At 63.0% G+C, this 26,420-nt stretch carries 22 protein-coding genes, 1 tRNA gene, 1 other RNA gene and 3 pseudogenes; 20 read left to right on the top strand and 7 right to left on the bottom strand.

Going from position 1 to position 26,420, the window contains the following annotated elements:
- Nucleotides 1-72 precede the first annotated feature (72 nt).
- A complete protein-coding gene (locus BF95_RS10125) occupies nt 73-663 on the bottom strand; it encodes an anthranilate synthase component II (protein WP_043151273.1) in 591 nt (196 codons plus the stop codon).
- Between the two features lie 256 nt (nt 664-919).
- Here BF95_RS10125 and BF95_RS10120 point away from each other — a divergent pair, with 256 nt between their 5' ends.
- The 5 genes and pseudogenes from BF95_RS10120 (at nt 920) to BF95_RS10105 (ending at nt 6,844) form a co-directional block, all read left to right on the top strand.
- A complete protein-coding gene (locus BF95_RS10120; protein ID WP_043151272.1) occupies nt 920-1,153 on the top strand; it encodes a hypothetical protein in 234 nt (77 codons plus the stop codon).
- A 31-nt stretch (nt 1,154-1,184) separates the two neighbouring features.
- Nucleotides 1,185-1,539, top strand: a transfer-messenger RNA (tmRNA) gene (ssrA, locus tag BF95_RS26310).
- A gap of 376 nt (nt 1,540-1,915) precedes the next feature.
- Nucleotides 1,916-2,212 (top strand): tetratricopeptide repeat protein, encoded by a 297-nt coding sequence (locus BF95_RS26305; RefSeq protein ID WP_235209674.1) that lies wholly within the window; start codon nt 1,916-1,918, stop codon nt 2,210-2,212.
- 267 nt (nt 2,213-2,479) lie between these two features.
- Nucleotides 2,480-4,073 (top strand): annotated as a pseudogene (locus tag BF95_RS10110) (hypothetical protein).
- A 92-nt stretch (nt 4,074-4,165) separates the two neighbouring features.
- Nucleotides 4,166-6,844 (top strand): TonB-dependent receptor domain-containing protein, encoded by a 2,679-nt coding sequence (locus BF95_RS10105; protein WP_043151269.1) that lies wholly within the window; start codon nt 4,166-4,168, stop codon nt 6,842-6,844.
- 132 nt (nt 6,845-6,976) lie between these two features.
- Here BF95_RS10105 and BF95_RS10100 read toward each other — a convergent pair whose 3' ends face one another.
- A complete protein-coding gene (locus BF95_RS10100) occupies nt 6,977-7,624 on the bottom strand; it encodes a prolyl hydroxylase family protein (RefSeq protein WP_200866934.1) in 648 nt (215 codons plus the stop codon).
- Between the two features lie 180 nt (nt 7,625-7,804).
- On the opposite strand from BF95_RS10100, the gene BF95_RS10095 reads away from it, so the two are divergent.
- From BF95_RS10095 to BF95_RS10035, 13 genes and pseudogenes are all read left to right on the top strand, one after another.
- Nucleotides 7,805-8,653 carry a type II secretion system protein N gene (locus BF95_RS10095; RefSeq protein WP_043151267.1) on the top strand — a complete coding sequence of 283 codons (849 nt, stop codon included), beginning with the start codon at nt 7,805-7,807 and terminating at the stop codon, nt 8,651-8,653.
- On the top strand, nt 8,650-10,848 hold the full coding sequence (gene gspD / locus BF95_RS10090; RefSeq protein WP_043151266.1) for a type II secretion system secretin GspD: 2,199 nt from the start codon (nt 8,650-8,652) through the stop codon (nt 10,846-10,848). Before BF95_RS10095 ends, gspD begins: the two co-directional genes overlap by 4 nt.
- A gap of 71 nt (nt 10,849-10,919) precedes the next feature.
- Nucleotides 10,920-12,458 carry a type II secretion system ATPase GspE gene (gspE, locus tag BF95_RS10085; RefSeq protein WP_043151265.1) on the top strand — a complete coding sequence of 513 codons (1,539 nt, stop codon included), beginning with the start codon at nt 10,920-10,922 and terminating at the stop codon, nt 12,456-12,458.
- Nucleotides 12,451-13,667 (top strand): annotated as a pseudogene (gene gspF / locus BF95_RS10080) (type II secretion system inner membrane protein GspF). Before gspE ends, gspF begins: the two are co-directional and overlap by 8 nt.
- A 9-nt stretch (nt 13,668-13,676) precedes the next feature.
- Nucleotides 13,677-14,201 carry a type II secretion system major pseudopilin GspG gene (gspG, locus tag BF95_RS10075; RefSeq protein ID WP_043151299.1) on the top strand — a complete coding sequence of 175 codons (525 nt, stop codon included), beginning with the start codon at nt 13,677-13,679 and terminating at the stop codon, nt 14,199-14,201.
- A gap of 121 nt (nt 14,202-14,322) precedes the next feature.
- Nucleotides 14,323-14,769 (top strand): GspH/FimT family pseudopilin, encoded by a 447-nt coding sequence (locus BF95_RS10070; RefSeq protein WP_043151298.1) that lies wholly within the window; start codon nt 14,323-14,325, stop codon nt 14,767-14,769.
- Nucleotides 14,762-15,142 (top strand): type II secretion system minor pseudopilin GspI, encoded by a 381-nt coding sequence (gene gspI, locus BF95_RS10065; RefSeq protein WP_268747160.1) that lies wholly within the window; start codon nt 14,762-14,764, stop codon nt 15,140-15,142. The genes BF95_RS10070 and gspI overlap by 8 nt, the downstream gene beginning before the upstream one ends.
- The gene (gene gspJ, locus BF95_RS10060) at nt 15,142-15,843 is read left to right on the top strand and encodes a type II secretion system minor pseudopilin GspJ (protein WP_043151261.1); all 702 of its coding nucleotides are present in this window, start codon (nt 15,142-15,144) and stop codon (nt 15,841-15,843) included. The genes gspI and gspJ overlap by 1 nt, the downstream gene beginning before the upstream one ends.
- Complete coding sequence (gene gspK, locus BF95_RS10055; RefSeq protein WP_043151259.1) at nt 15,836-16,825, top strand: type II secretion system minor pseudopilin GspK; 990 nt, start codon at nt 15,836-15,838, stop codon at nt 16,823-16,825. The genes gspJ and gspK overlap by 8 nt, the downstream gene beginning before the upstream one ends.
- Complete coding sequence (gspL, locus tag BF95_RS10050) at nt 16,822-17,940, top strand: type II secretion system protein GspL (RefSeq protein ID WP_043151258.1); 1,119 nt, start codon at nt 16,822-16,824, stop codon at nt 17,938-17,940. Before gspK ends, gspL begins: the two co-directional genes overlap by 4 nt.
- Entirely contained in the window at nt 17,937-18,425 is a 489-nt protein-coding gene (gene gspM / locus BF95_RS10045) for a type II secretion system protein GspM (RefSeq protein ID WP_043151257.1), read from the top strand. Before gspL ends, gspM begins: the two co-directional genes overlap by 4 nt.
- A pseudogene (locus tag BF95_RS10040) lies at nt 18,422-19,143 on the top strand (type II secretion system protein N). Before gspM ends, BF95_RS10040 begins: the two are co-directional and overlap by 4 nt.
- A complete protein-coding gene (locus BF95_RS10035) occupies nt 19,140-19,880 on the top strand; it encodes a prepilin peptidase (RefSeq protein WP_043151256.1) in 741 nt (246 codons plus the stop codon). The pseudogene BF95_RS10040 and the gene BF95_RS10035 overlap by 4 nt, the downstream one beginning before the upstream one ends.
- 6 nt (nt 19,881-19,886) lie before the next feature.
- Here the strand turns inward: BF95_RS10035 and BF95_RS10030 are convergent.
- The 3 genes from BF95_RS10030 to BF95_RS10020 form a co-directional block, all read right to left on the bottom strand.
- Nucleotides 19,887-19,963: transfer RNA gene (locus BF95_RS10030), tRNA-Pro, on the bottom strand.
- A 105-nt stretch (nt 19,964-20,068) separates the two neighbouring features.
- The gene (locus BF95_RS10025) at nt 20,069-20,281 is read right to left on the bottom strand and encodes a hypothetical protein (RefSeq protein WP_037472731.1); all 213 of its coding nucleotides are present in this window, start codon (nt 20,279-20,281) and stop codon (nt 20,069-20,071) included.
- Between the two features lie 156 nt (nt 20,282-20,437).
- On the bottom strand, nt 20,438-21,811 hold the full coding sequence (locus tag BF95_RS10020) for a M20/M25/M40 family metallo-hydrolase (RefSeq protein ID WP_043151254.1): 1,374 nt from the start codon (nt 21,809-21,811) through the stop codon (nt 20,438-20,440).
- A gap of 102 nt (nt 21,812-21,913) precedes the next feature.
- Here BF95_RS10020 and ettA point away from each other — a divergent pair, with 102 nt between their 5' ends.
- On the top strand, nt 21,914-23,599 hold the full coding sequence (ettA, locus tag BF95_RS10015; RefSeq protein WP_037472204.1) for an energy-dependent translational throttle protein EttA: 1,686 nt from the start codon (nt 21,914-21,916) through the stop codon (nt 23,597-23,599).
- A gap of 23 nt (nt 23,600-23,622) precedes the next feature.
- Nucleotides 23,623-24,744 (top strand): 5-methyltetrahydropteroyltriglutamate--homocysteine S-methyltransferase, encoded by a 1,122-nt coding sequence (locus tag BF95_RS10010; RefSeq protein ID WP_043151252.1) that lies wholly within the window; start codon nt 23,623-23,625, stop codon nt 24,742-24,744.
- 184 nt (nt 24,745-24,928) lie between these two features.
- On the opposite strand, the gene BF95_RS10005 is transcribed toward BF95_RS10010, so the two are convergent.
- Nucleotides 24,929-25,744, bottom strand: a complete 816-nt coding sequence (locus tag BF95_RS10005) for an NYN domain-containing protein (protein WP_043151251.1) — start codon at nt 25,742-25,744, stop codon at nt 24,929-24,931.
- A gap of 10 nt (nt 25,745-25,754) precedes the next feature.
- Nucleotides 25,755-26,393 carry a carbonic anhydrase gene (locus BF95_RS10000; RefSeq protein ID WP_043151250.1) on the bottom strand — a complete coding sequence of 213 codons (639 nt, stop codon included), beginning with the start codon at nt 26,391-26,393 and terminating at the stop codon, nt 25,755-25,757.
- Nucleotides 26,394-26,420 lie beyond the last annotated feature (27 nt).

The following is a 26,420-nucleotide window of genomic DNA, read 5'->3' as shown; positions in this document are numbered from 1 at the left end:
GATTTCCTATTGCCGACAGATTGGGAAAGTGACTGGCGCAGCATAGCAAAGCCCATCCCGATAGGACAGACGTCAGGCGGCCTCGCGCGCCTTCACCTTCATGCCAGCGATCGTCATGAAATTGGCCAGCATGTCATGGCCATGTTCGGTCGCGATGCTCTCGGGGTGGAACTGGACCGAGTGGATCGGCAGCGTCGCGTGGCGGAAGCCCATGACCGAGCCGTCTTCGCTGGTCGCATTGACCACCAGGTCGGCGGGAATATCCTCGACGATCAGCGAGTGATAGCGGGTGGCGGTGAAGGGCGAGGGGATGCCCACGAACAAGCCCGTGCCATCATGGGTGACGGGTGAGGTCTTGCCGTGCATCAGGCCGCCGCGCACGACCTTGCCGCCGAAATGCTGGCCGATCGCCTGATGGCCAAGGCATACGCCAAGCAGCGGCGCGCCCGCGTCGGCGCAGGCGGCGACGAGGTCGAGGCTGACCCCTGCTTCATTGGGGGTGCAAGGACCGGGCGATAGCAGGAAGGCTTTGGCGCCGCTGGAGAGGGCCTGGCCCGCCGAAATGGCGTCGTTGCGGACGACTTCGACCCGCGCGCCCAACTCCATCAGATAATGGACCAGGTTCCAGGTAAAGCTGTCATAATTGTCGATGACGAGGATCATGGGGACAAGGCTATAGGGCGGTCGGCGGGCGAGGGGAAGCGGTCCTATGCCCCTGTTCGATAAGAAATGTCGCAGCCGAAACAGCGCGACAACAGGGCGGTGCGCCTGCTATGGGCAGCCATCGACGCGAACCCTGCCTGCAAGCATTCGCGTGACCGAGAGACGATCGCGCTCCCGCTTGCCAGCAAGGAGCGCCCATCTTGGCCGATCTCAACCATTATATAGGCTGTCGCACTGGTTCGAAGGACCAGGGCATATGAGCCGCGCGATCAATATCAAGGCCGAACTGGCCGACGTCAAGGCGATGTGCGAACGCCACGCGCTGGCGATTTCAACCATCGAGGCTCTGCCCGCTGGCGGCACGCGGGTCGTGATGCTGAACCCAGACGGGGCAGAGCGTTTGCGGACGCTGATGAAGGGCAAGCTGATCGATACGCCGGTGGTGCGGTCGTCCCTGTTCCTGGCGCGGCAGCCACGGTCGGCGGGCTGATAGAGGCCGTCGGCGCGCAACGCTGACGGAACATCTTGAAAAGCCGGGCAGGCGCGCGCATATAGAGGGTGCCGGGTTCGCCCGGCTATGGTGATAAATTGTGTCGTATAATAGACGCAGCGGACCCGGGGGCAGTACCCGGCGGTTCCACCACATATCCCGATGGGTGTCATGCCTGGCGGGATGTCTGACGGGGCCGAACTAGGATCGACGTGTGTTCAAAGGCGATGTTTTTACCCGGCCCGTGTAAGCCGTTAAACTGTGCAAAACTCACAAGTGCCAACGATAACGAAGCACTCGCCATTGCAGCGTAACTGAGGGCCTCACGGCCTGACGTTACCCTAAAATAGCGCGGTTGAACCCACCGGGCAACAGAAGGGAATTCAGCGGCCTCCGGGGGGGCCGGGCAACAGAACCTCCCGGACCTTCATCCCCCGACATTGTCATCATGAGATCGCCCTGCGTGCGCCGATCCAACCGCGAATCGCGACGCGAATCGATGGACATTCGGCTGTCTTTTCGATTACGCTTTTATGACAATGCGATGAAATATTTGTAACCCATTGTTTTTACGCAATACTAAATCATTTTCTGCGCCATTGCTCGGTCTTGCGCTCATGTCATCTAAATGAAATAATCCTGACTATAGTAAGAAGTTTTTTTCAGGAGAAATGCGATGAAGACGGTAGCGGTTATCATGGGGTTTGCGCTGGCCTGTGTCGCGCCGGGCATCGCCCAGCTGCGCCGGATGAGGTGGTGGTCGTGGGCGTTCCTGACGGTCGCCTGGCCGCCGGCGCGCTGATGCGTGGCGATTTCGACAAGGCAGCGCGACGCTTGAACGCTGTCCGCCCAGACGCCGCAAGCGATCCAGCGCGGCTTATCAATCTTGGTCATGCGTATCTGGGCATGGGGCGGATTGCCGACGCACATGACGCCTATAAGAGCGCGCGGTTCGCGCCGGAATCGATCCTGGTACTCGCCAATGGGGACGAGGCTTCATCGCGCGACATTGCGCGACGCGCGATAGGTCGGGTACAAGCAAGCTACGCTATGCGTTGACCGTCCGGCGCGGTTAAGGTGGCCGGGGAGTGCGGTTGGTGCGAGCCGCATTTCCTGTCGCTCCGCCACCAACTGTAATAGCAATGACATAAAAGTCATCAAACCGTCATTTAAATGACGTGCCATCGTCACGAAACGCCAACAAGCCTGTCACGTGCTGCGCCTACCTGCCGTCTTCGAGGGTGACAGGGGGCGTTATCCGATTCGATTTTCCCCTGCGCTCCGCATCCTGAACATATCCCGGCGATACGCCGGAGCGGAGACGACATGGCCAAGATTAACCGTATCCAAACGATCCTGATGGCGAGCTGCGCCTGCGTAGTCTGAGCGCTTGCGGCGCCGACGACATTTCTTCGCCGGGCGAAGGCACCATTGTCATCCCCGCGCCGACGCCAACGCCGACGCCGACCCCCACGCCGACCCCGACCCCCACGCCGACCGGCGTGACGCCGGCTGCGGAATGCCCGAACATTTCCGGTTCGGCTGACCTGACCGCGCGCGGCACCATTTCGGACAAGAATGGCAACACCTGGCTGAACTGCGGTTTCCCCGCGCGCTTCACGGAAAGCACCACCCTGCCCAAGGTTGCCGGCGTTCTTTACTCGCTGCCCGGCCGTGTCGATGTCGGCACTGACCAGGGCGCTGCCAGCACCAACAATGAAGTCACGTTGAACATCGAGCCCGGCGTTGTCGTGTTCGCCACGACCGGTGCGTCCTATTTGGCGGTGAACCGCGGCAACAGGATCAATGCTGTCGGCACTGCGTCGCAGCCGATCATCTTCACCAGCGAATCGAATGTCCTGGGCAACGCCGACGATCAGACGTCGCAACAGTGGGGCGGCGTCGTTCTGCTTGGCCGTGCGCGCATCACCGATTGCATCGCGCCTGCCGCAGCCGCTGGTACGGTGGCCTGCGAGCGCGATACCGAAGGCAGCAGCGGCGCGCTCTATGGCGGTGCCAATGACGCCGACAATTCGGGCCGCATGTCCTACGTCCAGATCCGTTATTCGGGCTTCGCCCTTACCGGCGGTAGCGAGTTGCAGGGTCTGACCCCATCGGGTGTCGGCACCGGCACGCAGCTTGACCACATCCAGGTCCACAACAGCTCGGACGATGGTATCGAAGCTTTCGGTGGCAACGTCCACTTCAAGCATCTGGTGCTGACCGGCAACGAAGACGACAACTTCGACTCCGACGTCGGTTATCGCGGCACCGTACAATATGTCATCAGTGCCCAGCGCGCTGGCAACGACATTGGCGACGGTTTCCTTGAAACCGACTCCAACGGTGGTACGGCTGCCAACAATGGCGAAGATGCGTTGCCGCGTCAGTATGTGAAGATCGCAAACTTCACCTACATTCATCGTTCGACGACGGGCAGCAATGGCGCAGCATGCTGCTGCGCGGCGGTGCGGATTTGACGCTGGCCAACGGTATCATTGTTTCGCCGATGAATACTTGCCTGCGTATCGATAGCACGACCACAACCCGTGACGCCGATACGGCGCTGCAGGATGCCGGCAAACCGCGCTACATCTCGGTGGTGATGCAGTGCAACAGCACGCCGTATAGGGGCAGCCGTGGCGTCGATGCCGCCGCCGTCCAGTCGATCTTCGAAGCCGGTGCCAACAGCACGATCAGCTACACCCCCTCGCTGACCAGCCTGTTCATCAACGGTCCGACCGAGACGGCGCGCGCTGCGGTCGATCCCAAGACGCTCGACGCCGCGTTCGACACGACCAACTATATCGGTGCGGTCAAGGACAGCAGCGACACCTGGTATGCCGGCTGGACCTGCAACTCGGTGACCGCCAGCTTCGGCAGCGCCAGCGGTAACTGCACCGCCATTCCGACGACCTGATCGGACCCACGACCTCAACAGGGGCGGGGGAGCGTGCATTTGCGCTTCCCCGCCTTCTTTTGCACTGCATATCCCAAAGGGGGACATTTAGCATGTCGAAGCCGCTCAGCCTGGCGCGCCTGCTCCTGATTTCATCCGCTCTGGTCGCACCTGCGGCTATGGCGCAAACCGGTGCCGATGCCGGCGGCGCGGTGTCGCCGCCCACCGCCGAAGAAGCCGATGCCGATGCCGGTAATGTCGATGTGTCGATCCCCGGCGCGGACATTGTCGTTACCGGTCGCCGCACGTCCAACATCTCGCAATCCGCGCCTCAGGTGGTCAACGTCCTGTCCGCGGCCGACATCAAGCGGACGGGCGAAGGCGATATCGCCGGTTCGCTCCAGCGCGTGACCGGTCTGTCGGTCGTGTCGGGCGGTTATGTCTATGTCCGCGGCCTTGGCGATCGTTATTCGCTCGCCTTGCTCAACGGTTCGCCGTTGCCCAGCCCCGAGCCTTTGAAGCGCGTCGTTCCGCTCGACATCTTTCCGACCAGCGTGATCGCATCGACGCTGGTGCAGAAGACCTATTCGGTCAACTTCCCCGGTGAATTCGGCGGCGGCGTCATCAACCTGACCACCAAGGCCATCCCGAGCGAAAGCTATCTGGAAATTGGCGTTGGCAGCTCGGCCAACACCGAAACGTCGGGGCAGATGGGCTATACCCATTATGGTGCCAAGTCCGACTGGACCGGCTTTGACGATAGTTCGCGCGATGTGCCGCCATTGCTGGCGCAGGCCTTTGGTAGCGGCGTTCCCTTTGCCAATTTGACCAGTGCCGAGCAGCAGGCCATTTCGATGCAGTTCCTGAACTCCGATACCTCGGTCGTTCAGCGGACCAACAGCCTGCCGTTCAACTTCTCTGGTTCGATCAACGGCGGCACCGCCGTTGATGTCGGCAGCGACGGTCGTTTGGGCGTGATCGCGACGGCATCCTATGCCAACAAATGGCGCACGCGCGAAAATCTGCAACAGGCGTCGCTCGACGTCGCGGCGGGTGCAGGCCGAAGCTATAATCAGGTCAGCACCGACAATGAAGTGACGGTCAACGGCCTGGTTGGCTTCGGGCTCGAACTGGGTGACCAGAAACTGCGCTGGACCAACCTCTATATTCGCGACACGTTGAAGCGGAGCGCGCTGGCGATCGGCCAGAATGACGGCACCATCCAGGAAGCCGACTTCCTGCAACAGAATACCGCCTGGTATGAGCGTCAACTGATCGACACCCAGCTGGTTGGTGAATTCAAATTGTCCGACGCGCTTAGCCTCGACATGCGCGGCGGCTTTGCCAATTCGCAGCGTGAGGCGCCCTATGAGCGCGAATTCGTCTATGTTCGCACCAATCGCGACCTGGCGATCGATCCGGTCGGTGACCGGTTCGTCAACGCTCTCAACCGCCAGCGCGGCGACGCGTCGGTAACCTTCAGCGACCTGAACGAAGATCTGTGGTTCGCCGGCGTCGATCTGAGCTACAAGATCGCACCGGGCTTCTCGCTGACGGCAGGCTATGCCTTCAACGACACCAAGCGCCGGTCTTCGCGCTATGAGCTGCATTTCGATGCGGTCAACCTGCCTGTTCCCGTGCAGCAACTGCGCCCTGACTTCCTGCTTTCGGATGCCTCGATCCAGCTTTATAACATCGGCCTGATCGATTTTTCGGGCGAATATCCGGTGTATGACGCGGCGCTGCGTACTCATGCAGGCTATGGGCAAGTTCAGGCAGAATTGCTTCCAGGCTTCTCGGTCAATGCCGGTGTCCGTTATGAAAAGGGCGACATGTCGGTGACCGGCCTGGACGTCTATAATACAGGCACAACCCCGTTTAATGAAATCCGCAAGGATTATTGGTTGCCTGCGGTGACGGTCACGCTTGAGGCGGCCAGAGGTCTCCAATTGCGGGCCAGTGCGTCCAAGACAATTGCGCGCCCGCAGTTCCGCGAACTGATCGCCCAGCCCTATCTGGACGTCGAATCCAACCGTTTCTTCCGCGGCAATCCTTTCCTCAAGGACAGCCAGCTGTGGAATGCGGACATTCGGGCGGAATGGTATATGGGACGTGACGAACGGATCACGGCAGCGGCCTTCTACAAGAAGATCGACAATCCGATCGAGACCTACACGACGATCACGGACACCTATATCGTCACTACCAGCTTCGCCAATGCGCCAGAGGCGACGCTTTATGGTGCTGAACTGGAAGTGCAGAAATATATCCCGCTCGACGGTTTTTCGAATTCCGATTTCTTTGCCGCGCGCCGGATCGTTCTGATTGGTAACTATACCTATACCCAATCGGAATTGAAGGTTGGGGAGGGTGATACGACCATTCCGTACACCTACACGATCGGTGATCCACCAGCCGCTTCCGACTTCTTCCTCGACGGCGTGCCGTTGACGGGCCAGTCGGACCATCTTGTCAACCTGCAGATCGGCCTGGAAGACACGGACAAGCTGTCGCAGCAGACCTTGTTGCTGACCTATGCCAGCGACCGCGTCACCAGCCGTGGTCCGAGCCTGCAGCCGGACATCAAGGAACGGCCGGGTGTCCAACTCGACTTCGTCGCGCGTCAAGGCGTCCTGCTGCCTGGCGGTATCAATAGCGAGTTCAAGTTCGAAGCCCGTAACATCCTGGGCCGCAAGTTCCAGGAGTTCCAGGAGCAGGACGGCAACCGCGTCTTCTATAACCGCTACAAGATCGGCACCACCATCGCGGCGTCGATGAGCGTAGCCTTCTAAAAAAACCTAAGGGCCGCCTGCACGCGGCCCAATGGCTCTACAGGTGACCGGCTCGTTCCTTGCGGGCCGGTCGCTTTGTTTTTGGGCAGCGCCCGTTGCGCAATCGCCGCGATAAAGGGGCGTATGACGCGATCACCCCCACGGCTTTTCGCGATACCATTTGGTGATGACATGCTTCACGCCGCTGCGCACCTTCATGCCGTGGTGGATGCTGGCGGGGTTGGGTTGGCCGGGTGCCAGGCGGTTGTTCCATGCGAGCAGCTTGCCCGTCTGAGGCTGGACCGTCTTGCCGATCTTGGTGAAGCGAGTCGCGCCGCCGGCGGTCGGTTCGTTCAGATAGACCATCAACGTCCAGGTGCGGTTGCCCGCGACCGAACAATAGGTCGCATAGTCCGCGCCCTTTGGGTCGAAATAATCGGTATGGGCCTTGAACTCCTGCCCCACATCATAGCGTTGGCCCTGGATGGGTTCGCCATAAGGCGTGGCGATCCCCGCGAAGGCATCGAGGCGCGCGTTGATGGCGGCGACGAACGGGTCGCCATGATCAAGGTCGCAGGTTTCACTGGTGCGGAAATAGCCATCGCCATTGGCGTCCGCGATGGTCGAGGGGCGGCGCTGGGCGTCGATCCGTTCGATTAGAGCGGTGCAGTCGGCTGGCGAGAGGAAGTCCCGCAAAATGAACAGCGTCAGTTCCTTGTTCGGGACGCGCTGCACGCGGGGATGGGCGCCAATCCAGGCGAGGTCACCATCGGCAGCGGCGGTTAGGGTCTGGTCCGTCATGATCGGTCCTGCAATAGCTATCGGATGCGGTAAAGACGCCGCCGTTGCTATCGTTCAACCGCCAAAATGCAAGCCGGGCAGGTACGCCGTCGATTGTCATATTTAAGTCATATAAATGTCATCGTGCCGTAAGGAGAAATGCCTAGCAGGCTCCCACATCAACGGGGGCTTCATCAGATCATGCGAGTGCCGTTTGGCCAGACAGTGCGCGGGTGGAGCGAGCGCAGGCCGCGTGGTTTGCCGCCCTTCGACCTGTGGCGTCTGCTGGAACGCGGACTTTTGATGCTGCTTGCGTTGCAATTGGTGCGGCTCGTCTGGGCCGTAGTGGTGCCGGTCGGCAGCTTTGGCCCGTGGGAGGGCCGGCAAGCGCAAATCCTGTCGCCGAGTGCGCAGCAGGCGCTGTTCGCGACCTTCGATCCCTTCTTCCGCAGCGATGCACCCACGCCCGCGGGCAATGGCGTCGTCACGTCGCTGGCGCTCACGCTTTATGGCGTACGCGTCAATGAGGGGTCGGGGCTTGGTTCGGCGATCATCGCGTCGCCGGATGGCGTGCAGAACAGCTTCGCCGTAGGGGATGAGATCATGCCTGGCGTGGTGCTTAAAGCCGTGGCGTTCGACCATGTCACCATCGACCGGGGCGGAGCGGAAGAGCAGATTTTCATCGATCAATCGACCTCGGCACCCGCCGCTGCGCCCGAAGGCGGCGCGCCTTCGGTTGCGACACCATCGGGCGAGGCGTCCGCGCCGCCTCCCGGCGCTGGGCCAACGGCCGACAGCCTGAAGCGTGACATCGGTTTTGCCCCTCGCATGCAAAATGGTCGGGTCACCGGGCTGGCGGTTAGTGCCAAAGGGCCAGGCTTTGCCAGCGCCGGTTTCCGCCCCGGCGACATCGTCACCCAGATCAACGGTCAGCCGATCGGCGACCTGCAATCCATCCAGAACCAGATCGCGCCCGGTGCGCGCCTGTCCCTGACCGTGGAGCGTGGCGCTGACGTCGCCTCCGTCAACTTGATCGTGCAAGGCCAATGACCCGCAAACTCCTACACACCGCCGCCCTTGCCCTCGCGCTGGCGACGCCGATCGCCGCGCCGTTGATGGCGCAGCAGACGCTCAATGTTCGTGATGCCGATATTCGCGCTTTCATCCAGGACGCGGCGCGGGTGACGGGGCGCACCTTCATCATCGACAATCGGGTGCAGGGGAAAGTGTCGGTCGTGACCGACCGGCCGCTGTCGCGATCGGAATATTTCGAGATCGTGCTGTCCACGCTACGCGCCAATGGCCTGGTTGCGGTGCCTGCACCGGGCGGCGCCTATCGCATTCAGCCCGCCGATGGCGCGTCGGGCCAGCCGAGCAGCGTCGGCCGTGGTGCCAGCCGCAACAGCTTCGTGACCGAAGTGTTCCGCCTGCGTTCGATCGACGCCGCGAGCGCGCTGGAAACGCTGCGCCCACTGGTCAGCAAGGAAGGGTCAGTGACCGCCAACCGCGCGGGTAACAGCGTGGTGGTGGCGGACTATGCCGATAATATCGCGCGCATCCGCCAGGTGATCGCACGAGTCGATCGCGACACGTCGGCGACGCAGATGGTGATGCTCAAGAACGCCGGCGCGCGCGAAATTGCGACGTCGCTGCAGGCGTTGGTGGCGAGCAGCGGCGGCGGCGAGAATGCGGTCGCATCGGCCGCGACCGTGGTGCCGATCGACAGCAGCAACGCGATTGCCATCCGGGGCGATGCCAATACCGTCGCCCGCCTCTCTGCCATGGCGCGCCAGCTCGACCAGCAGGCCGCGAGCGGCACCGAAATCCGCGTCTATTGGCTGGAACATGCCGATGCCGAAAAGCTGTTGCCGGTGTTGCAACAGTTGGTGGGGCAATCGACCAATCTTCCAGTAACGGCGTCGACGCCAGCGGCCGGTGGCAGTGCCGCGCCCGCTTCGCAGGCTGCCGCGCCGGTTGCGGCCGCTTCGTCGGGTTCCTCCAGTGGCAGCGGGATTTCGACTCGTGGTCCGGCCATCGTCACCCGCTATGAAGGCGCGAACGCGATTATCGTTGCGGCCAATAGCGATGTGCAGCGGATGTTGGGCGAGACGATCCGCCAGATCGACACGCGCCGCGAACAGGTGCTGGTGGAAGCCATCATCGTCGAGATCAGCGATGCGGCCGCCAAGAAGTTGGGCGTGCAATTCCTGCTCGGCAGTACCTCGACCGGCTTTGCAGCGTCCAACTATTCCAACGCCTCGCCCAATTTGCTGACGCTGGCCGGTGCCTATGGCGCGACGCAATTGGGGACGACGACAACAACCGTGGTCGCGCCAGATGGCACGCGCACCACGACCGAGGTGCAAAATAGTGGCGATCTTGCCAGCACCTTGCAGCAGGCGGCGATCAACAGCTTGACCAGCGCGACTGGCGCGATCGCTGGCCTTGGTGGGAGCATCGGCAAGAATGGCATTTTCGGCGCGATCATCAATGCGGTGAAGTCCGATACGGAGAGCAACCTGCTTTCCACGCCATCGGTGATGACGCTGGACAATCAGAAGGCGTCGATTTTGGTCGGGCAGCAGGTGCCGGTGACGACCGGCGAGGCGCTGAGCCAGAATTTCGACAATCAGTTCCGCACCGTCCAGCGGCAGGATGTCGGCATCAAGCTGGAAGTGAAGCCGCAGATCAATACGGGCGGTGCGATCAAGCTGTTCCTGCGGCAGGAAGTGTCGAGTGTGGCCGGGCCGGTGAGCAATTCGAGCAGTGACCTCATCATCAACAAGCGCGAGATCGAGACCACGGTCACGGTCGATGATGGCGAGATATTGGCGCTGGGCGGCTTGCTCGACGACAATGAACGCAAGACGATCGAGCGCATTCCGCTGCTGTCGGACATTCCGGGGCTGGGCGAATTGTTCAAGTCGCGCAGCCGCAGCCGCACGAAGACGAACCTGATGGTGTTCATTCGCCCGACCATATTGCGGTCGAAGGAGGATGCGCAGAAGTTGACGCAGCAGCGCTATGGTTATGTCCGGGGGATGCAGTTGCAGCGTAATCCCGACATGGAGCCAACCATTGACGAGTTAGTCCGCGACTATATGGGCGCGACACCACCGTTGCCGCCCCAGCCGACCGACGCGGTGGTAGCGCCTGCGCAACCGCAAGTGATCGAGCCGATTGTACGGCAATCGAGCGGCGTAGTGCGGCCGGTGGATCTACCGCCGAGTGGAGGTCAGCAGTGAGCGACACACAGCGAGGCATGACGGCCGAAGCAGGCGTTCAGGGGGGCGAAGCCCATGCTCTGGCTCCTGAAATGTCGCTTTCGCAGATCGGGGACGCGTTCCCTCCCGCGCCGCCGCGGCCCATCGACATTCCTTACACCTTCGCGCGCAAGAATGGCGTCGTCATGCTGCCGATCGAAGGCGAGCGGTTAACCATCGGCGTGCGCGAAGGGAGCGATCCGCGCGTGCTGCTGGAAGTGCGCCGCCATTTGGCGCGCAGCTTCGATGTCGTGTTTACATCGCCCGCCGAGTTCGACCGGCATCTGTCCAATCATTATGCGATGGAGGGCAGCGCAGCCGCCATGGCGGGGTCGCTGGATGTCGGCGCCGATGAACTGGATATTCTTGCCGCCGATATTCCGACAGCCGATGATCTGCTGGACAGCGCCGATGATGCGCCGGCGATCCGCCTGATCAACGGCATCATCGCCGAAGCCGCGCGACAGGGTGTGTCGGACATTCATATCGAACCCTACGAAACGGGGTTGATCGTCCGCATGCGGGTCGACGGCGTGTTGCGCGAAACGCTGCGCATGCCGCCGCATGTCGCGCCGGTGGTGGTCAGCCGTATCAAGGTGATGGCGCGGCTCGACATTGCCGAACGGCGGGTGCCGCAGGATGGGCGTATCGGCCTGACGCTGGGCGGCAAGCTGCTCGACGTGCGTGTGTCGACCCTGCCGAGCCGAGCGGGCGAGCGAGTGGTGCTGCGTATCCTCGACAAGGAGAATGCCGGGATCACGCTCGACTTGCTGGGCATGAACGGCACACCGGACCGGATTTTCCGCGAGGGGCTGAGCGAGCCCAACGGCATCATCCTAGTGACCGGGCCGACCGGGTCGGGCAAGACGACGACGCTCTATGCCGGTTTGCGGCAATTGAACGACGGATCGCGCAACATCCTGACCGTCGAAGATCCGGTCGAATATGCGATGGAGGGCGTTGGCCAGACCCAGGTGAATGCCAAGGTCGGGCTGACCTTTGCCGCCGGGTTGCGCGCGATTTTGCGGCAGGATCCCGATGTGGTGATGGTCGGCGAAATCCGCGATCGCGAGACGGCGGAGATTGCGGTGCAAGCGTCGCTGACCGGGCATCTGGTGCTGTCCACCGTCCATACCAATGACGCGGTCGGCGCGATCACGCGGATGCGCGACATGCGGGTCGAACCGTTTCTGCTGGCATCCACGCTGCGCGCGGTGATCGCGCAGCGGCTGGTGCGGCGCTTGTGCCAGAGCTGCCGCGAGCCGGTGCAGGCGGACAAGTCGGCCAGTGCGCTGCTGGGTTTCGATCCCGGCACGATCATCTATCGCGCGCGGGGCTGCGACGAGTGTAGCGGCACGGGCTATAAGGGCCGGATCGGCGTGTTCGAGGCGATCCGGGTCGATGACACGATCCGCCGCCTGATCAACGATGGCGGTGACGAATCGCTGATTGCGCGTCATGCCTTCCTCAATGCGCCCAATCTGGGATCGGCCGCGCGCGCTTTGGTGCGCGACGGGCAGACCACGGCGGAAGAAGCGATCCGCGTGTCGCGGCGCGATTCGGTTGAGGCGGAAACGATCGTCGATGGCTGAGTTCGACTATGTCGCGATCGACCCTGTGGGCAAGGACCGCAAGGGATCGATCAAGGCCGATACTATCGAGGAGGCGCGCGCCAAGCTGGATGCGCGCAAGCTGTTCATCGTCACGCTGGAGCCGGGCGCTGTCGAGAGCGCCCGCAGCCGCGCAAACCTGTCGCTGCGCAGTCCGCGCCTGAGCGCCAAGGAACTGACTTTATTCACGCGGCAACTGGCGACGCTGACCCAGGTCAGCCCGTTGGAGGAATCGCTGCGCACGATCGGGCGCCAGAGCGAGCAGGACCATGTCCGCGCCGTCGTAGGCAAGGTCCATTCGGGCGTGATGGAGGGGCGGCGGCTGGCCGATGCGCTGGGCGCAGAGCCGAAAAGCTTCCCCCCGCTCTATCGCGCGATGATCTCGGCAGGCGAAAGCTCCGGCAGCTGCCCACGATCATGGAGCGATTGTCCGACCTGATGGAGCGACAGGCGCTGATGCGGTCGAAAGTGCTGACCGCGATCGCTTATCCGTCGGTGCTGGCGACCTTTGCGGTGTTCGTGGTGGCGGCGCTGATGATCTTCGTCGTGCCCAAGGTGGTCGAGCAGTTCGATACGGTGGGGCAGGAATTGCCGCTGCTGACGCGGATGGTGATGGGCTTGTCGGCCTTTCTGGCGGCCTATTGGTGGCTGCTGCTGATCGCGATGATCCTGGGTGGCGTCGCCTTTTGGCGGGCGCTCAAGAATGAGCGGTTCCGCTATCGGTTCGACGCGACCTTGCTGGGGCTGCCGGTGCTGGGCAAGCTGATCCGCGATCTGCACGCCGCGCGGATGGCGCGCACGCTGTCGACCATGGTGGCGAGCCGCCTGCCGTTGATGGAGGGGCTGACACTGACGGCCAACACGGTGCATAATCGGGTGCTGCGTCGCGCGTCGGACGAGATCGTCGAAGCGATCCGGGGCGGAGGCAGCCTGTCCGCCGCTCTGCGCCGCGCCGGGGTGTTCCCTCCGCTGCTGGTCTATCTCGCGGCGAGCGGCGAAAGCGCCGGGCGGCTCGACACCATGTTGGAGCGCGCGGCGGATTATCTGGAGCGCGAGTTCGATTCGTTCACCTCGACTGCGCTCGCCATGCTGGAGCCGATCATCATCATTTTGATGGGCGGCATCGTCGCCGTCATCATCCTGTCCATCCTGCTGCCGATTTTGCAGTTGCAAAGCCTGACCGGGGCTTAGGAGTTGAATATGTTTAAGCTAAAATCCGTTCGGGCTGAGCGTGTCGAAGCCCCTTCTTTCTTTTCAGCAAAAGGAGTGCCCTTCGACAGGCTCAGGGCGAACGGAAATAATAGGCTGGGAGAGGAAGGCTTTACCTTGGTCGAACTGATGGTGGTCATCGTCATCATCGGCCTGCTGGCGACGATCGTGGCGATCAATGTCATTCCAGCGACCGACACCGCGCGGGTCGAGAAGGCCAAGGCCGATATTTCCACTATCGAACAAGCGCTGGAACAATATCGGCTCGACAATCTGACCTATCCGGCCGGGTCCGACGGGTTGCAGGCGCTGCTCAATCCACCTGCGTCGCTGGCCCAGCCGCAGCGCTATCGTCGCGGCGGCTATATCAAGAAGCTGCCCGATGATCCGTGGGGCCGCGCCTATCTCTACACCGTGCCAGGGCGCAAGGGCGCGTTCGACATCAGTTCGCTGGGTGCGGACGGCCAGCCGGGCGGCGAGAGTGAAAATGCGGATATTTATTCCAGCGAGATGTAACATATCCGCCGTTCGCTTCGAGCGTGTCGAGAAGCGTTTAGCTTCGCTGAACTCGGCTATGCCTCGTTTCTCGACTGCGCTCGAAACGAACGGATGGAATGAGCGCGGCTTCACGCCTTTGATGCGTTCCGCCCAACGCGGCTTCACGCTTGTCGAACTGATGGTCGTGCTGACGATCATCGGTTTCATTTCGGCTGCCGTCGTCATGGCCATCCCCGATCCGCGCGGGCGCGTGATCGAGGATGCCGACCGCTTTGCCGCGCGCGTTGCCGCCGCGCGCGACGAAGCGGTCGTCACGGCCGCGCCGATGGGATTATGGGTGTCGGCGTCGGGCTATGGCTTCCAGCGCCGCGAGCAGGGGCGATGGGTGCCGTTGGAGGACAAGCCGTTCGTCACCGCCAACTGGAAAAGTGGCACCCGCGCGCTTGTGGGCAGGGACGGGCGGCAACAGATCGGCTTTGATGGCACAGGGCTGCCGACCGATCCGCTGAAGGTCACCCTCGCGCGCGAAGGCGAGCGGGTGTCCGTGACGGTCGATATGGCCGGGAAGGTCATGGTCGGTGGGTAAGCCGGAACGCCTTGCCCCCGCCCAACAGGGCTTCACGCTTTTAGAGATGCTCGTCGCGCTGGCTGTGTTCAGTCTGGCGGCGCTGGCTTTGGTGCGTTTGCAGGGAGTGACCCTGCGCACCGCCGCGGATCTCGACAGCAAGGCGCTGGGCCAGATCGTCGCGCGCAACCTTATGGTGGAGGTGCAGAGTGATCCCTTGCCGCCCTCCGTGGGGGAAGACGATGGCGCGGTCGCCAATGGCGGGCGGAATTGGCGTTGGCACCGGATCGTCAAGCCGACCGACGATCAGCGGCTGCTGCAGGTGGACTTGACGGTCGATGGACAGCCCGGCGCATCGCCGGTGGTGCTGAGCTTTGTGCGGGTGGTGGAGTGATGCGTGCCTCGCGCCTCCATCCGTTCGGGTCGAGCGACGGCTTCTCGACGTCGCTCGAAGCGAACGGCGAGAATGGTCCGGACGCTGGCTTCACGCTGATCGAACTGCTCGTCGCGTTGATGATCTTTGCGATGTTGGCCAGTGCGGGCGTTCTGCTGCTCGGCAATAGCGTGTCGGCGCAGGCGCAGATCAAGGCGCGGCTGGATGATATGGCGGCGGTCCAGCGGGCAGGCGGCGCGCTGGCGGGCGATCTGGGGCAGGCGGTGCCGCGCATCACGCGTACCGAGAGCGGCACGCTCGCGCCGGCCTTCTGGGCGAACGGCGAGGGGGAAAGTCAGCCGGTGATGCAGTTCGTGCGCGGCGGATGGGACAATCTGGGCGATTTGCCGCGGCCTTCGCTGCAAAAGATCGAATATTGGGTGCGGCAGGGGCGGCTGGAGCGGCGCAGCTATGCGCAGTTGGACGGCGCGGCGGGCGATGAACCGGCGGCGCTGCTGGACAATGTCGAGGCGGTCGTCCTGAAATTTCGGGATGCGCAGGGCAAATGGCGGGACGATTGGACCCCGACCCAGCCTGACCTGCTCCCTCGCGCGGTGGAGATGGTGTTGACGCGGGCCGGCGAACCGCCGGTCACGTTGCGCTTCCTGGTCGCGCCTGGCCCGATCGAGAAGCCGATTATCGAAGGGGCGACCGGTGCCTGATCCGCGCAAACCCAATGAACGCGGCGCGGCGCTGCTGACGGTATTGCTGCTGGTGGCGGTCATGTCCGTCGTCGCCGCGACCGCGCTTGAACGGGTGGCGCTGGCCACGCGCATGACCGGCAATGGCGGCGCGATCGACCAGGCGCGGGCCTATGCCGACGCGGGGACCGCCATTGCCCGAATGCGGATTGGCGATCTGGTCGCGGCCAATCCGGCCAAGATCACGCTGGCGGGCGGATGGATGGGCACGCCCCAGAGCATTCCCGTTCCCGGCGGCATCGCGACCGCGCGAGTGACTGACGGCGGCAATTGTTTCAATCTGAACAGCGTGGTGACGGGGGAGAGCGAGGCCAGTCTGAAGGTTCGCCCGATCGGCGTATCGCAATTCCAGGCTTTGCTTCAGGCGCTGGGTGTCGATGCGCGCCAGGCGCAGGGTGCCGCGGCTGCGCTGGCCGACTGGATCGACAGCGACAGCGTCGCCCAGCCCGGCGGCGCGGAGGATGAGACCTACGCGCAAGCCCCGCGCCCCTATCGCGCGGCGAACCGCATGATGGTCGATGCCAGCGAGTTGCGCGCGGTCAACGGCATCACGCCCGCTATCTATGATCTGGCGCGGCCATGGGTTTGCGCGCTGCCCGTCACGGATTTGTCGCCGATCAACATCAATACGCTGCTGCCGACGCAGGCACCGTTGTTCGCGATGCTGTTACCGGGGGAATTGTCGGTGGCACAGGCGCGGCAATTGCTGGCGCAGCGGCCACCGGACGGCTACGGCAGCGTGCGGCAATTCTGGCAATTGCCTTCTCTTGCTGGCTCGCCACCGGGACAGGAAGTGGGCGAACAAGTCAAATTGACGACGGGGTTTTTCGAAGTGGACGTGGCGGTGAATGTCGGGGGAACACAATTGGTGGAGCGCGCGCTGATCGACGCGCGGGAGAACCCGGCGACGATCGTGCGACGCAGCTGGGGCGCGGGCGCATGAGCGCACGCGACGCCCTGATCGTCTTCCTGCCCGAAGCGGAAGAGGCGGAGCCGCAGTGGATGCGGGTGATCGACGGCGCGTTGGCGCAGTCGGGGGTGGGCGCCAATTGGCTCGCCGCCTGTGGCATTGCGGCCTTGCCCGATCAGGCGCGGGTCATGTTGGTGCCGCCCGCCGCTTTAGTCGCTTTGCATTGGGTCGTTCATCCCGACCTGCCGGTGCGGCAGGGCAGGGCGGCGGCGCGGCTGGCGGCGCTGGCGGGCGGCATCGCACCATCGGATCAGTTGTTCGCCGCCCCATGCGCCAATGAAGACCCCGCCAGGCCGCATATCATTGCGCTCGCCAGTCGGGCTGACATGCAACATTGGTTGCTGTGGGCGCAGCATCATGGGTTGGACCCCGATCTGATCGTCCCCGCCGCTTTGTTGCTGCCTGAGCCGGAGAGTGGCTTTGCGCGCGGGGAGATTGGCGGCGCAACCGTGCTGCGTGGCGTCGACATGGCGCTGACGAGCGACATGGCGTCGGGGGCACTGGTCGGTGATGCACCGATTGCCGATGTGTCGCCTGGTTTGATCGAGGGGCGCGCCATTGCCGCGCTCGACAATCCGCCGCTCGACCTGCGCCAGGGCGATTTCGCCAAGCGGGTGCGGCGGTCGATCGACCAGCGGGTGATCGGGCGAATTGCCCTCTGGAGTGGCCTGATCCTGCTCGCCAGCCTGTTGATTGCGCTCATCGGCATTGCGAAAAATTATGGCGAGGCCAGCCGCCTCGACGCGGATAGTCTGGCGCAGGCGCAGCAAGTGCTGCCGGGCGCTAGCGATCCGGCGCAGGCGCTGGCCGAAATGGAGGGGCAGCTTGCCGCGCGCGGTGCGGGCGGACGCGCCTTTACCGCACCGGTCGCCGGACTGCTGAGCGCGATGCAGGACGCGCCGGGCGTGGCGCTGACCAGCCTGTCGCGCGACCCGGACGGGATGGTCCGCGCGACGCTAGCCTCGGCAAAGGCCGATGACATCAACATCGTGTTGCTCGCGCTGCAGGCGGCGGGCTTCACCATCACGGCCACCCCGTCGCAGGATCCGGGCGGGCGAACGCTGGCAGATATTACGGTGCGGTCATGATGGAACGGATGAAGAGCCTCTGGGCCGAACGCTCGGCGCGCGAACAGGTGATGCTGGGCGTGATGATCGCGCTGCTGGCGGGCGTGATCCTCTGGTTCGGGGTCGCGATGCCGCTCGACCGGGCGCAGATCGCCGCGCGCGATGACCTTCGCGTGGCGACCGATCGCAATTCGGCCGTGCGCGCCGCCGTCAAGCAATTGAAGGCGCTGCCCCGCACCGCGCAGGCGGCAGGACCAATCGCGCCGATCGATCAGTTGGTCGGCCAGAGCGCGGGTGAGGCGGGACTGACGCTGGAACGGGCGCAGGCGCAAGGGGCCGACCGGATGGACATCGCGATCGCCTCGGTTCGCCCGGTGGCGCTGTTCAGCTGGCTTGCCACGCTGGAAGCGCAGGGTGTGCGCGTCGACACGATGAGCGCGCGGCCCGCCCCCACGGCGGGCAGCGTGGCGGTGCAGGCCGTTCTTGCGCGGGGAAATGGGCAATGATGGGGCTAACCCTGTCGCGCCGGATGCGGATCATCCTGCTGGTCACGTTGGCGCTTGGCCTGCTGATCTTCCTGCCCATGCGCGTGGCGCTTGGCCTTGCCGGGCTGGAGCGGCTGGGCGTTGCCGCGCGGGAAGTGCGGGGGACGGTGTGGAGCGGGCGGATCGACCAGCTGATGCTGGGCGAGATGCCGATGGGCAGCGTGCGCGCGGGCCTGTCACCGATTGGCCTGCTGACGGGCCGAGCGCGATTCGACATAGAACGGCGTAACGGGTTGGCCGACGACATTGGCGGTGCTTTGACGGTCGCTTTGGCCGGATCGGCATCGACGATGTGACGGGCGCTGTGCCGCTGGGCCGCACCTTCGCGCCGCTGCCGGTGGGGAGCCTGATGCTGGAGGACGTCACTGCCTATTTCGCTGGCGATCGCTGCGGCCATGCCGAGGGGCGTGTGCGGGCGCGGATGGCGGGGCAATTTCCCGGCCTCAACCTGACGCAGGGGCTTTCGGGCGTCGTGAGTTGCGATGGCGATGCGTTGCTGCTGCCGTTGATCAGCCAGTCGGGCATGGAAAAGCTGACCCTGCGCATTTGGCGGTCGGGCCGCTATACCGCTGAAATGCGGGTGGAGACGGCGGATCCGACGCTGGCCGGGGCGCTGGGGCTTGCGGGCTTTGCGGCCGTTGGCAACGGGCAGTTGCTCAAGGTCGACGGCACGCTGTGATCGAGCCGGTTGCGGCGCTGATCGGCGGCCTTGTGGGTGCCATTCTCGGCAGTTTCCTCGCCACGCTGATCCTGCGCTGGCCGCAGGGGCGCAGCGTGATGCGCGGGCGGTCGGCCTGCGACGGCTGCGGGCGGACGCTTGGCGCGCAGGATTTGATACCGTTGTTCAGCGCGATGATCCAACGCGGGCGATGCCGCAGCTGTGGTGCAGCGATCGACCCGTTGCATGGGCGGGTCGAAGCGGGGTGCGCGGTGATCGGCGCGCTGGCGCTGGGCGTGATGCCCAATTTGGGTGGCATCGGCTGGGCTGTGTTCGGATGGTTGCTGCTCACGCTCGCGGTGCTGGACTGGCGGCATTTCTGGCTCCCCGATGCGCTAACGCTGCCGCTGGCCTTTCTGGGCTTTACCATCGGCCTGTGGGCGACCGACGTCACCCCGGTCGATCGCGCCATTGGTGCGGCGGCAGGTTATGGCGCTCTATTGGCCATTGCGCTGGGCTATCGGGCGGTGCGGGGGCGGGACGGGCTGGGCCTGGGCGATGCCAAGCTGCTGGGCGCGCTCGGCGCATGGATGGGCTGGCAGGCTTTGCCGTTCATCCTGCTCATCGCGTCGGTGACGGGTCTAATGGTGATGCTGGTCACGGGCCGGGCCAAGGCGGCCGGTGCGCGCGTGCCGCTGGGGACGTTCCTGGCGCTGGCAGCTTTTCCTGCCTGGATCATCGTGCAGCGCATCATGTGAGGTAAGTGGTCGGGGAGACAGGATTCGAACCTGCGACATCCTGCTCCCAAAGCAGGCGCGCTACCAGACTGCGCTACTCCCCGACGTCGATGCGCCTTAGCGGCCCAATGTGCGTGCCGTCAATCGACTTACAAACAAAAAGGGCGGGCCATGAGGCCCGCCCTTCGGAAATCTCGCTGACGCGAAGATTACATCGCGTTCGCAGCGTTGTTTGCCATCATCGCAGCGTTATCGGCAGCGTTGGCGGCATTCATGGCGTTGTCCGAAGCGTTCATGGCGTTCTCGACGACATTCTCAACCACGGCGTTCGAAGCGTTCGCGGTTTCGTTGGCCGGGGTCTCACCGCAAGCGGCGAGAGCCATCAGGCTGGCCGAAGCGAAAACTACAGCGATCTTCTTCATTGTGTACGGCTCCCATAGCATTTTGCCGCGTCAGCCACTTTATACTGTGACCCTACGCGAGCGACCCGCATTAACGTGTGCGCTGCACAAATCAATGCTTTTCTGCGTCGGTGAAGCGACAGAATCACGCGACGGGGTGTTGTCTACAATAAAAGTTCAGTTAACGCCCATGGATTCTGATGCATTGGCGATAAGGTTCAATGTGACAGCCCAAGCAGCCACATTTTGGCGCAACTGGGCGGGGTCAACCTTGTCCAGCGTATCGTCGGGCGTGTGGTGCAGGTCGAAATAGCGTGTGCCATCCTGTTGCAGGTCGATGACGGGCACGCCCGCCCGCACCAACGGCGCGATATCCGCGCCGCCGCCGGCTTCCTGCCTGCTTGCACCGATGCCTAAGGGAGCCAATGCGTCGGCCACCTGTGTTGCCAGCGCTTCATGCCCTTGCGGCAGCTTGAAATCGACGCGCCACACCCGGTCGGCACCGAAATCCGACTCGATCGCCAGTGCATGTTTCTCGGCACCATGTGCCTTGAAATAGGCGCGTGCGCCGTCGCCGCCGACTTCCTCCGCGCCCGCCATCAACACGCGGATGGTGCGGCGGGGCTGGCCTGCTTTTGCGACATGCAGAGCCGAGGCCGCTGCGATGGCGCAGCCGCTGGCGTCATCGATGGCACCGGTACCCTGGTCCCAGCTATCGAGGTGGCAGGCCGCGACGACCACGCCTGCTGCCGGATCGCTACCGGGAATTTCCGCGATGACATTGCCCGATGGCTGATCCTTGAGCATTTTCGATGTCAGGGTGAGGTGCAGCTTCACCGGCTGTCCGCGCGCAATGACGCGGGCGAGCTGTTCGGCATCGGGTACGGAGAGCGCTGCGGCCGGGATCGGCGTGACGCCATCGGCCCACATCTGAACGCCGGTATGGGGCATGCGGTGATGGTCCGTGCCGATCGAGCGGATGAGGATGCCGATCGCACCCTTCTTCGCCGCGATGCTCGGCCCCTGCCGACGCGCCGCGCCGAAATAGCCGTAGGAGGAGCCGTCCTGCGTTGCTTCCATTCCATGGCTGACGAAGGCGATCTTGCCCTTCAGGCTCGCATCGGGGGCCGCTTCCAGATCGGCGAGGGTCGGGAAATAGACGACTTCGCCGGCAATCCCCTTGTCCGTGGTCGATCCGCTATTGCCCAGCGCCGCCAGCACCAGATTTTGCGGGAAGGGCGAGAGGATCTTCGCTTCGTCATGCCCGCGCACCCATACCGGCATGGTATAGGGTTCGGCCCGCACATTGCTGAACCCCAGCGCCTTGAGCTTGGCCACCGCCCAGTCGCGCGCCCGCGCCTCCTGCGGCGTGCCGGCCGGACGCGGCCCGACTTCGGTGGTCAGCCCTTCGGTGAAGTCCCAGGCGACGTCATCCTTGAGCGCCGCTTCGCGAATCGCGGCGCTATCTGCCGGGGCGGCGAGGGAGAGGGTGGGGGTGAAAGCGCTGCCAAGGAGGAGGGCGGCCAGCGTGCCCGATCGGATTTTCTGCATGGATGGGAGCGTAGCTGGCCATCACCCATTTGCCAATGCGTCCCGCCTCCGCTAACTCCGCGCCAAATCCTTTCTCTGTCTTCATTCGGAGCTGCAGCAGCCATGTCCGCCTCCTCGCAATATGCCTATGTCATGAAGAGCATGACCAAGACCTTCCCCGGCGCGCCCAAGCCGGTGTTGAGCAACATCAACCTGCAATTTTATCGCGGGTCCAAGATCGGCATCGTCGGGCCGAACGGCGCGGGTAAATCGACCCTGATCAAGATCATGGCCGGGATCGACACCGATTTTTCGGGCGAAGCCTGGCCGGGTGAAAATATCACCGTCGGCTATCTGGCGCAGGAGCCGCAGCTCGACCCCAACAAGAATGTCCTGGAAAACGTTAAGGACGGTGCCCGCGAGATTGCGGACAAGATGGATCGCTTCAACGAGATCAGCAACATCATGGCCGATCCGCCCGAAGACGTCGATTTCGACGCGCTGATGGAGGAAATGGGCACGTTGCAGGAGCAGATCGACGCGGTCGATGGCTGGACGCTCGACAATCAGCTCGAAATCGCGATGGAAGCGCTGCGCTGTCCGCCGTCGGACCTGTCGGTCGAAAATCTGTCGGGTGGTGAAAAGCGCCGGATCGCGCTGACCCGGCTACTGATCCAGAAGCCCGACATCCTGCTGCTCGATGAACCTACCAACCATCTTGATGCCGAAAGCGTCACCTGGCTGGAAAATCACCTGAAGGAATATGCGGGCGCGGTGCTGATGATCACCCATGACCGCTATTTCCTCGACAATGTCGTGGGCTGGATCCTCGAACTCGATCGGGGCAAATATTTCCCCTACGAGGGCAATTACTCCACCTATCTGGAGAAGAAGGCCAAGCGCCTGGAGCAGGAGGACCGCGAGGCCACCGGCCGCCAGAAGGCGATCAACGACGAGCTGGAATGGATTCGGGCCGGGACCAAGGGGCGTCAGACCAAGTCCAAGGCGCGTATCAAGAAGTTCGAGGAACTGGTCGCAGGGCAGAACAACCGCTCGCCCGGCAAGGCACAGATCGTCATCCAGGTGCCAGAGCGGCTGGGCGGCAAAGTCATCGAGTTCAAGGGCATCAGCAAGGCCTATGGCGACAAGCTGTTGTTCGAAGACCTGTCCTTCCTGCTGCCACCGGGCGGCATCGTCGGCGTGATCGGACCGAACGGCGCGGGTAAATCCACGCTGTTCAAGATCATCACGGGGCAGGAAACGCCCGATAGCGGCGAAGTCGATATCGGTACGACCGTGCGGCTGGGCTATGTCGACCAGAGCCGCGATCATCTCGACCCAAGCAAGAATGTCTGGGAGGAAATTTCCGACGGCCTCGATTATGTGAAGGTCAATGGCCACGACATGTCGACGCGGGCCTATGTCGGTGCCTTCAACTTCAAGGGGCAGGACCAGCAGAAGAATGTCGGCAAGCTGTCGGGTGGTGAACGCAACCGCGTCCACATCGCCAAGATGCTGAAAAAGGGCGGCAACGTGCTGCTGCTCGATGAGCCGACCAACGATCTCGACGTCGAAACGCTGGGTGCGTTGGAAGAGGCTATCGAGAATTTCGCAGGCTGCGCCGTGGTCATCAGCCATGACCGCTTCTTCCTCGATCGCTTGGCCACCCACATCCTGGCGTTCGAAGGCGACAGCCATGTCGAATGGTTCGAAGGCAATTTCGAAGCCTATGAAGAGGATAAGCGTCGCCGCCTGGGCGATGCGGCCGACCGGCCCACGCGCCTCGCCTATAAGAAGCTGACCCGATAATCGCGCATCACGGATTTTTGACGATGACCAACTCTACTCCTCCGTTCCGCGCCGACCATGTCGCTCGCTGCTGCGGCCGGCTGCTGTTACCGCTGCGCGAAAGGCGTTTTTTCGAAGAGGGGCGCATTTCGCGCGCGGAATTGACCGCGATCGAAGATGCCGGGATCGTCGAAGCGGTCAAAATGCAGGAATCCGTTGGTCTGAAGGTCGTGACCGACGGGGAAATTCGCCGGTCTTTTTGGCATTATGATTTCATGGGCGGGCTTACCGGGTTCGACCTGGAGCAGCGCGACCCGGAAGAGGGTGCGCAGTTTCATGGCGTCAAATTGCGGCCGACTTTCCCAGTCATCACGGGGAAGCTGGACTTCCCCGCGGATCATCCAATGCTCGACCATTTCCGGTTCCTGGCAAAAACAACCAGCGTGACGCCGAAGATTTCGATCCCAGGCCCCAGCTGCTGCCATTTTCGGACCGCGAAGGAGGATATTCGCGTCCCCGAATATGCCGATCTCGGTGCGCTATTTGCGGACCTGTCGGCAACCTATGCCAAGGCGGTCCAGGCTTTTTATGATGCAGGTTGTCGCTATCTGCAGATGGACGATATCTTTTTCGCCTATCTCTGCGATCCCAAGCATCGCGCGCAAAAGGTCGCCGAAGGCATCGATCCCGACTGGCTGATCACCGCTTATGCCCGCATGATGCAGGACGCGATCAAGGATCGCCCGGCCGACATGCTGATCGGGATGCATATGTGCCGCGGCAATTTCCGCTCCACCTGGGCGGCCGAAGGGGCCTATGACCTGGCAGCGGACGCCATCTTCAATCAGACCGGCGTCGATCTGTTCTTCATGGAATATGACAGCGAGCGGGCAGGGGGTCTGGAGCCGCTGCGCTTCCTCGCCAAGGGCAAGCAGCGGGTCTATCCCGGCTTCATCACGACCAAGGTGCCTGACCTGGAGCCGATCGATGGCTTGAAGCGCCAGATCGAGGAAGCAGCGAAATATGCCGATATCGACCAGCTCGGCATCGCGCCCCAGTGCGGCTTTGCCTCCACCGAAGAGGGCAATGCGATCACGCCAGATGAACAGCGGGCAAAGCTCGATCTCGTCGTGCGGACGGCGAAGGCCATTTGGGGCGAAGCGTAAACATAGTACGGTTGCAATATTTGCAACCGTACCTCTTCGCTTTGCATTTGTCATGATACCGCTATCAATGCAGGAAGACGGTGCCTTTCAGGCATCCTCTCCTAAAACTTTACGGGCCGGTCTTTGCGAAGACCGGCCCTTTTTTTCCGATTGTCCGTAGCGTAGCGGTTTTCAGTCGGACGGATCAATTGACCCGCTTGATCCAGACCTGTCCGCCCTCGCGCGTTTCCGAGATGAAATTGGGAATGTCCTGCACCAGGTCGGACAGGCGCTTATAGCCGTAATTGCGCACGTCGAAGCTGGAGCGGTTGCCGGCCAGTTGGCCCACCGATCCCAGCCGCACGAAGCCGCGTTCGTCGCGGGTGACCGATCCATAGGCGTCGATCAACAATTTGATGACTTCCTCGTCCACGGCCTTTTTCGCCACCGGGGCGGGTGGCGCGGTTTTGGCCGGACTGGTTTTCGCCTGCGTGCTTTTTTCTGTGGCTTGCGGCGACTTTGCGGCAGTTGCTGTCGTTTTCTTCGCCGCCGGCTTGTTCAACGGCACTTCTGCCGCTGCCAATGCCGCAACGTCGATGAAACGCGTGCAGGCACGCCGGAAGCCTTCAGGCGTCTGGACCGAGCCAAAGCCATAGACCGGGATGCCCTGCTGCCGGATGCGGGTAACGAGCGGCGTGAAATCGCTGTCGCTCGACATGAGGCCAAAGCCATCGACGCGGCCCGACGCCATCAGGTCCATGGCGTCGATCGTCATCTTCATGTCGGTGGCGTTCTTGCCCTTGGTCAAATCGAACTGCTGTTGCGGCTCAATCGCCTGCGCGACCGAGAGCGCGGCCCAGGTCTTGAGCGTGGTCTTGCTCCAATTGCCATAGGCGCGGCGGATATTGACCGTGCCGAGTTCGGCCAGGACGGTCATCACCGGATCGAAATGCGCGGCGGACGCATTGTCGGCGTCTATCAGCAGGGCGATATTGCCGCTGCCATCGCGTGTCGACGCCATATCAATCCTTTCAGGCGGGCGAGAAAATGCCGCTTTGGTCGTCCATCACGTGCAACTGGCCATCGGCAATGGCGAAAAACGCACCGACGAGTTTCAATTCGCCCTCGCGCTCCTTGGACCGGACGCAGGGGAAGGTGCGCAGATTGGCGAGGCTGACCTTCACCGCCTCCTGCTCCATCGCCCGTTCGACTTCGTCGCTACGTTCGTCGCCATGGGCAGCAATCACCGTCTCGCGCGCATCGTCGAGCAGTTCGATCCAGGCATGAATAAATCCGCCGTCGCCCGGTTCCGCGTCTTTCAGATCGTGGCTGAGCGCGGCCTTGCAACCGCCGCACCTGCCGTGGCCCATGACGACGATCTCGCCGACCTTGAGCACCTGCACCGCAAATTCCAGCGCCGCCGACACGCCATGATGGCCCGGGGTCGTTTCGAACGGGGGCACAAGAGCGGCGACGTTGCGGACGACAAAGATTTCACCGGGGCTGCTGTCGAAAATCTGGGTCGGGTCGACCCGGCTGTCGGAGCAGGCGATCACCATGACGCGGGGGCTTTGCCCCTCATTCAATTCATCCCATCGGCCGCGCTGTTGCGCCCATCCGGTTTCGCGGAAGCGGCGATAGCCTGCGAGCATGTCGGTAAAATCGGTCATGGCAGGGGGTTTGCCCGACAATATCAA

Origin of the sequence: Sphingobium sp. Ant17 (assembly GCF_000588875.1) — a bacterium.
Lineage (GTDB): Bacteria > Pseudomonadota > Alphaproteobacteria > Sphingomonadales > Sphingomonadaceae > Sphingobium.
Note: the sequence above shows the minus strand (reverse complement) of the source record. Positions and strands in the feature narration are given on the sequence as shown.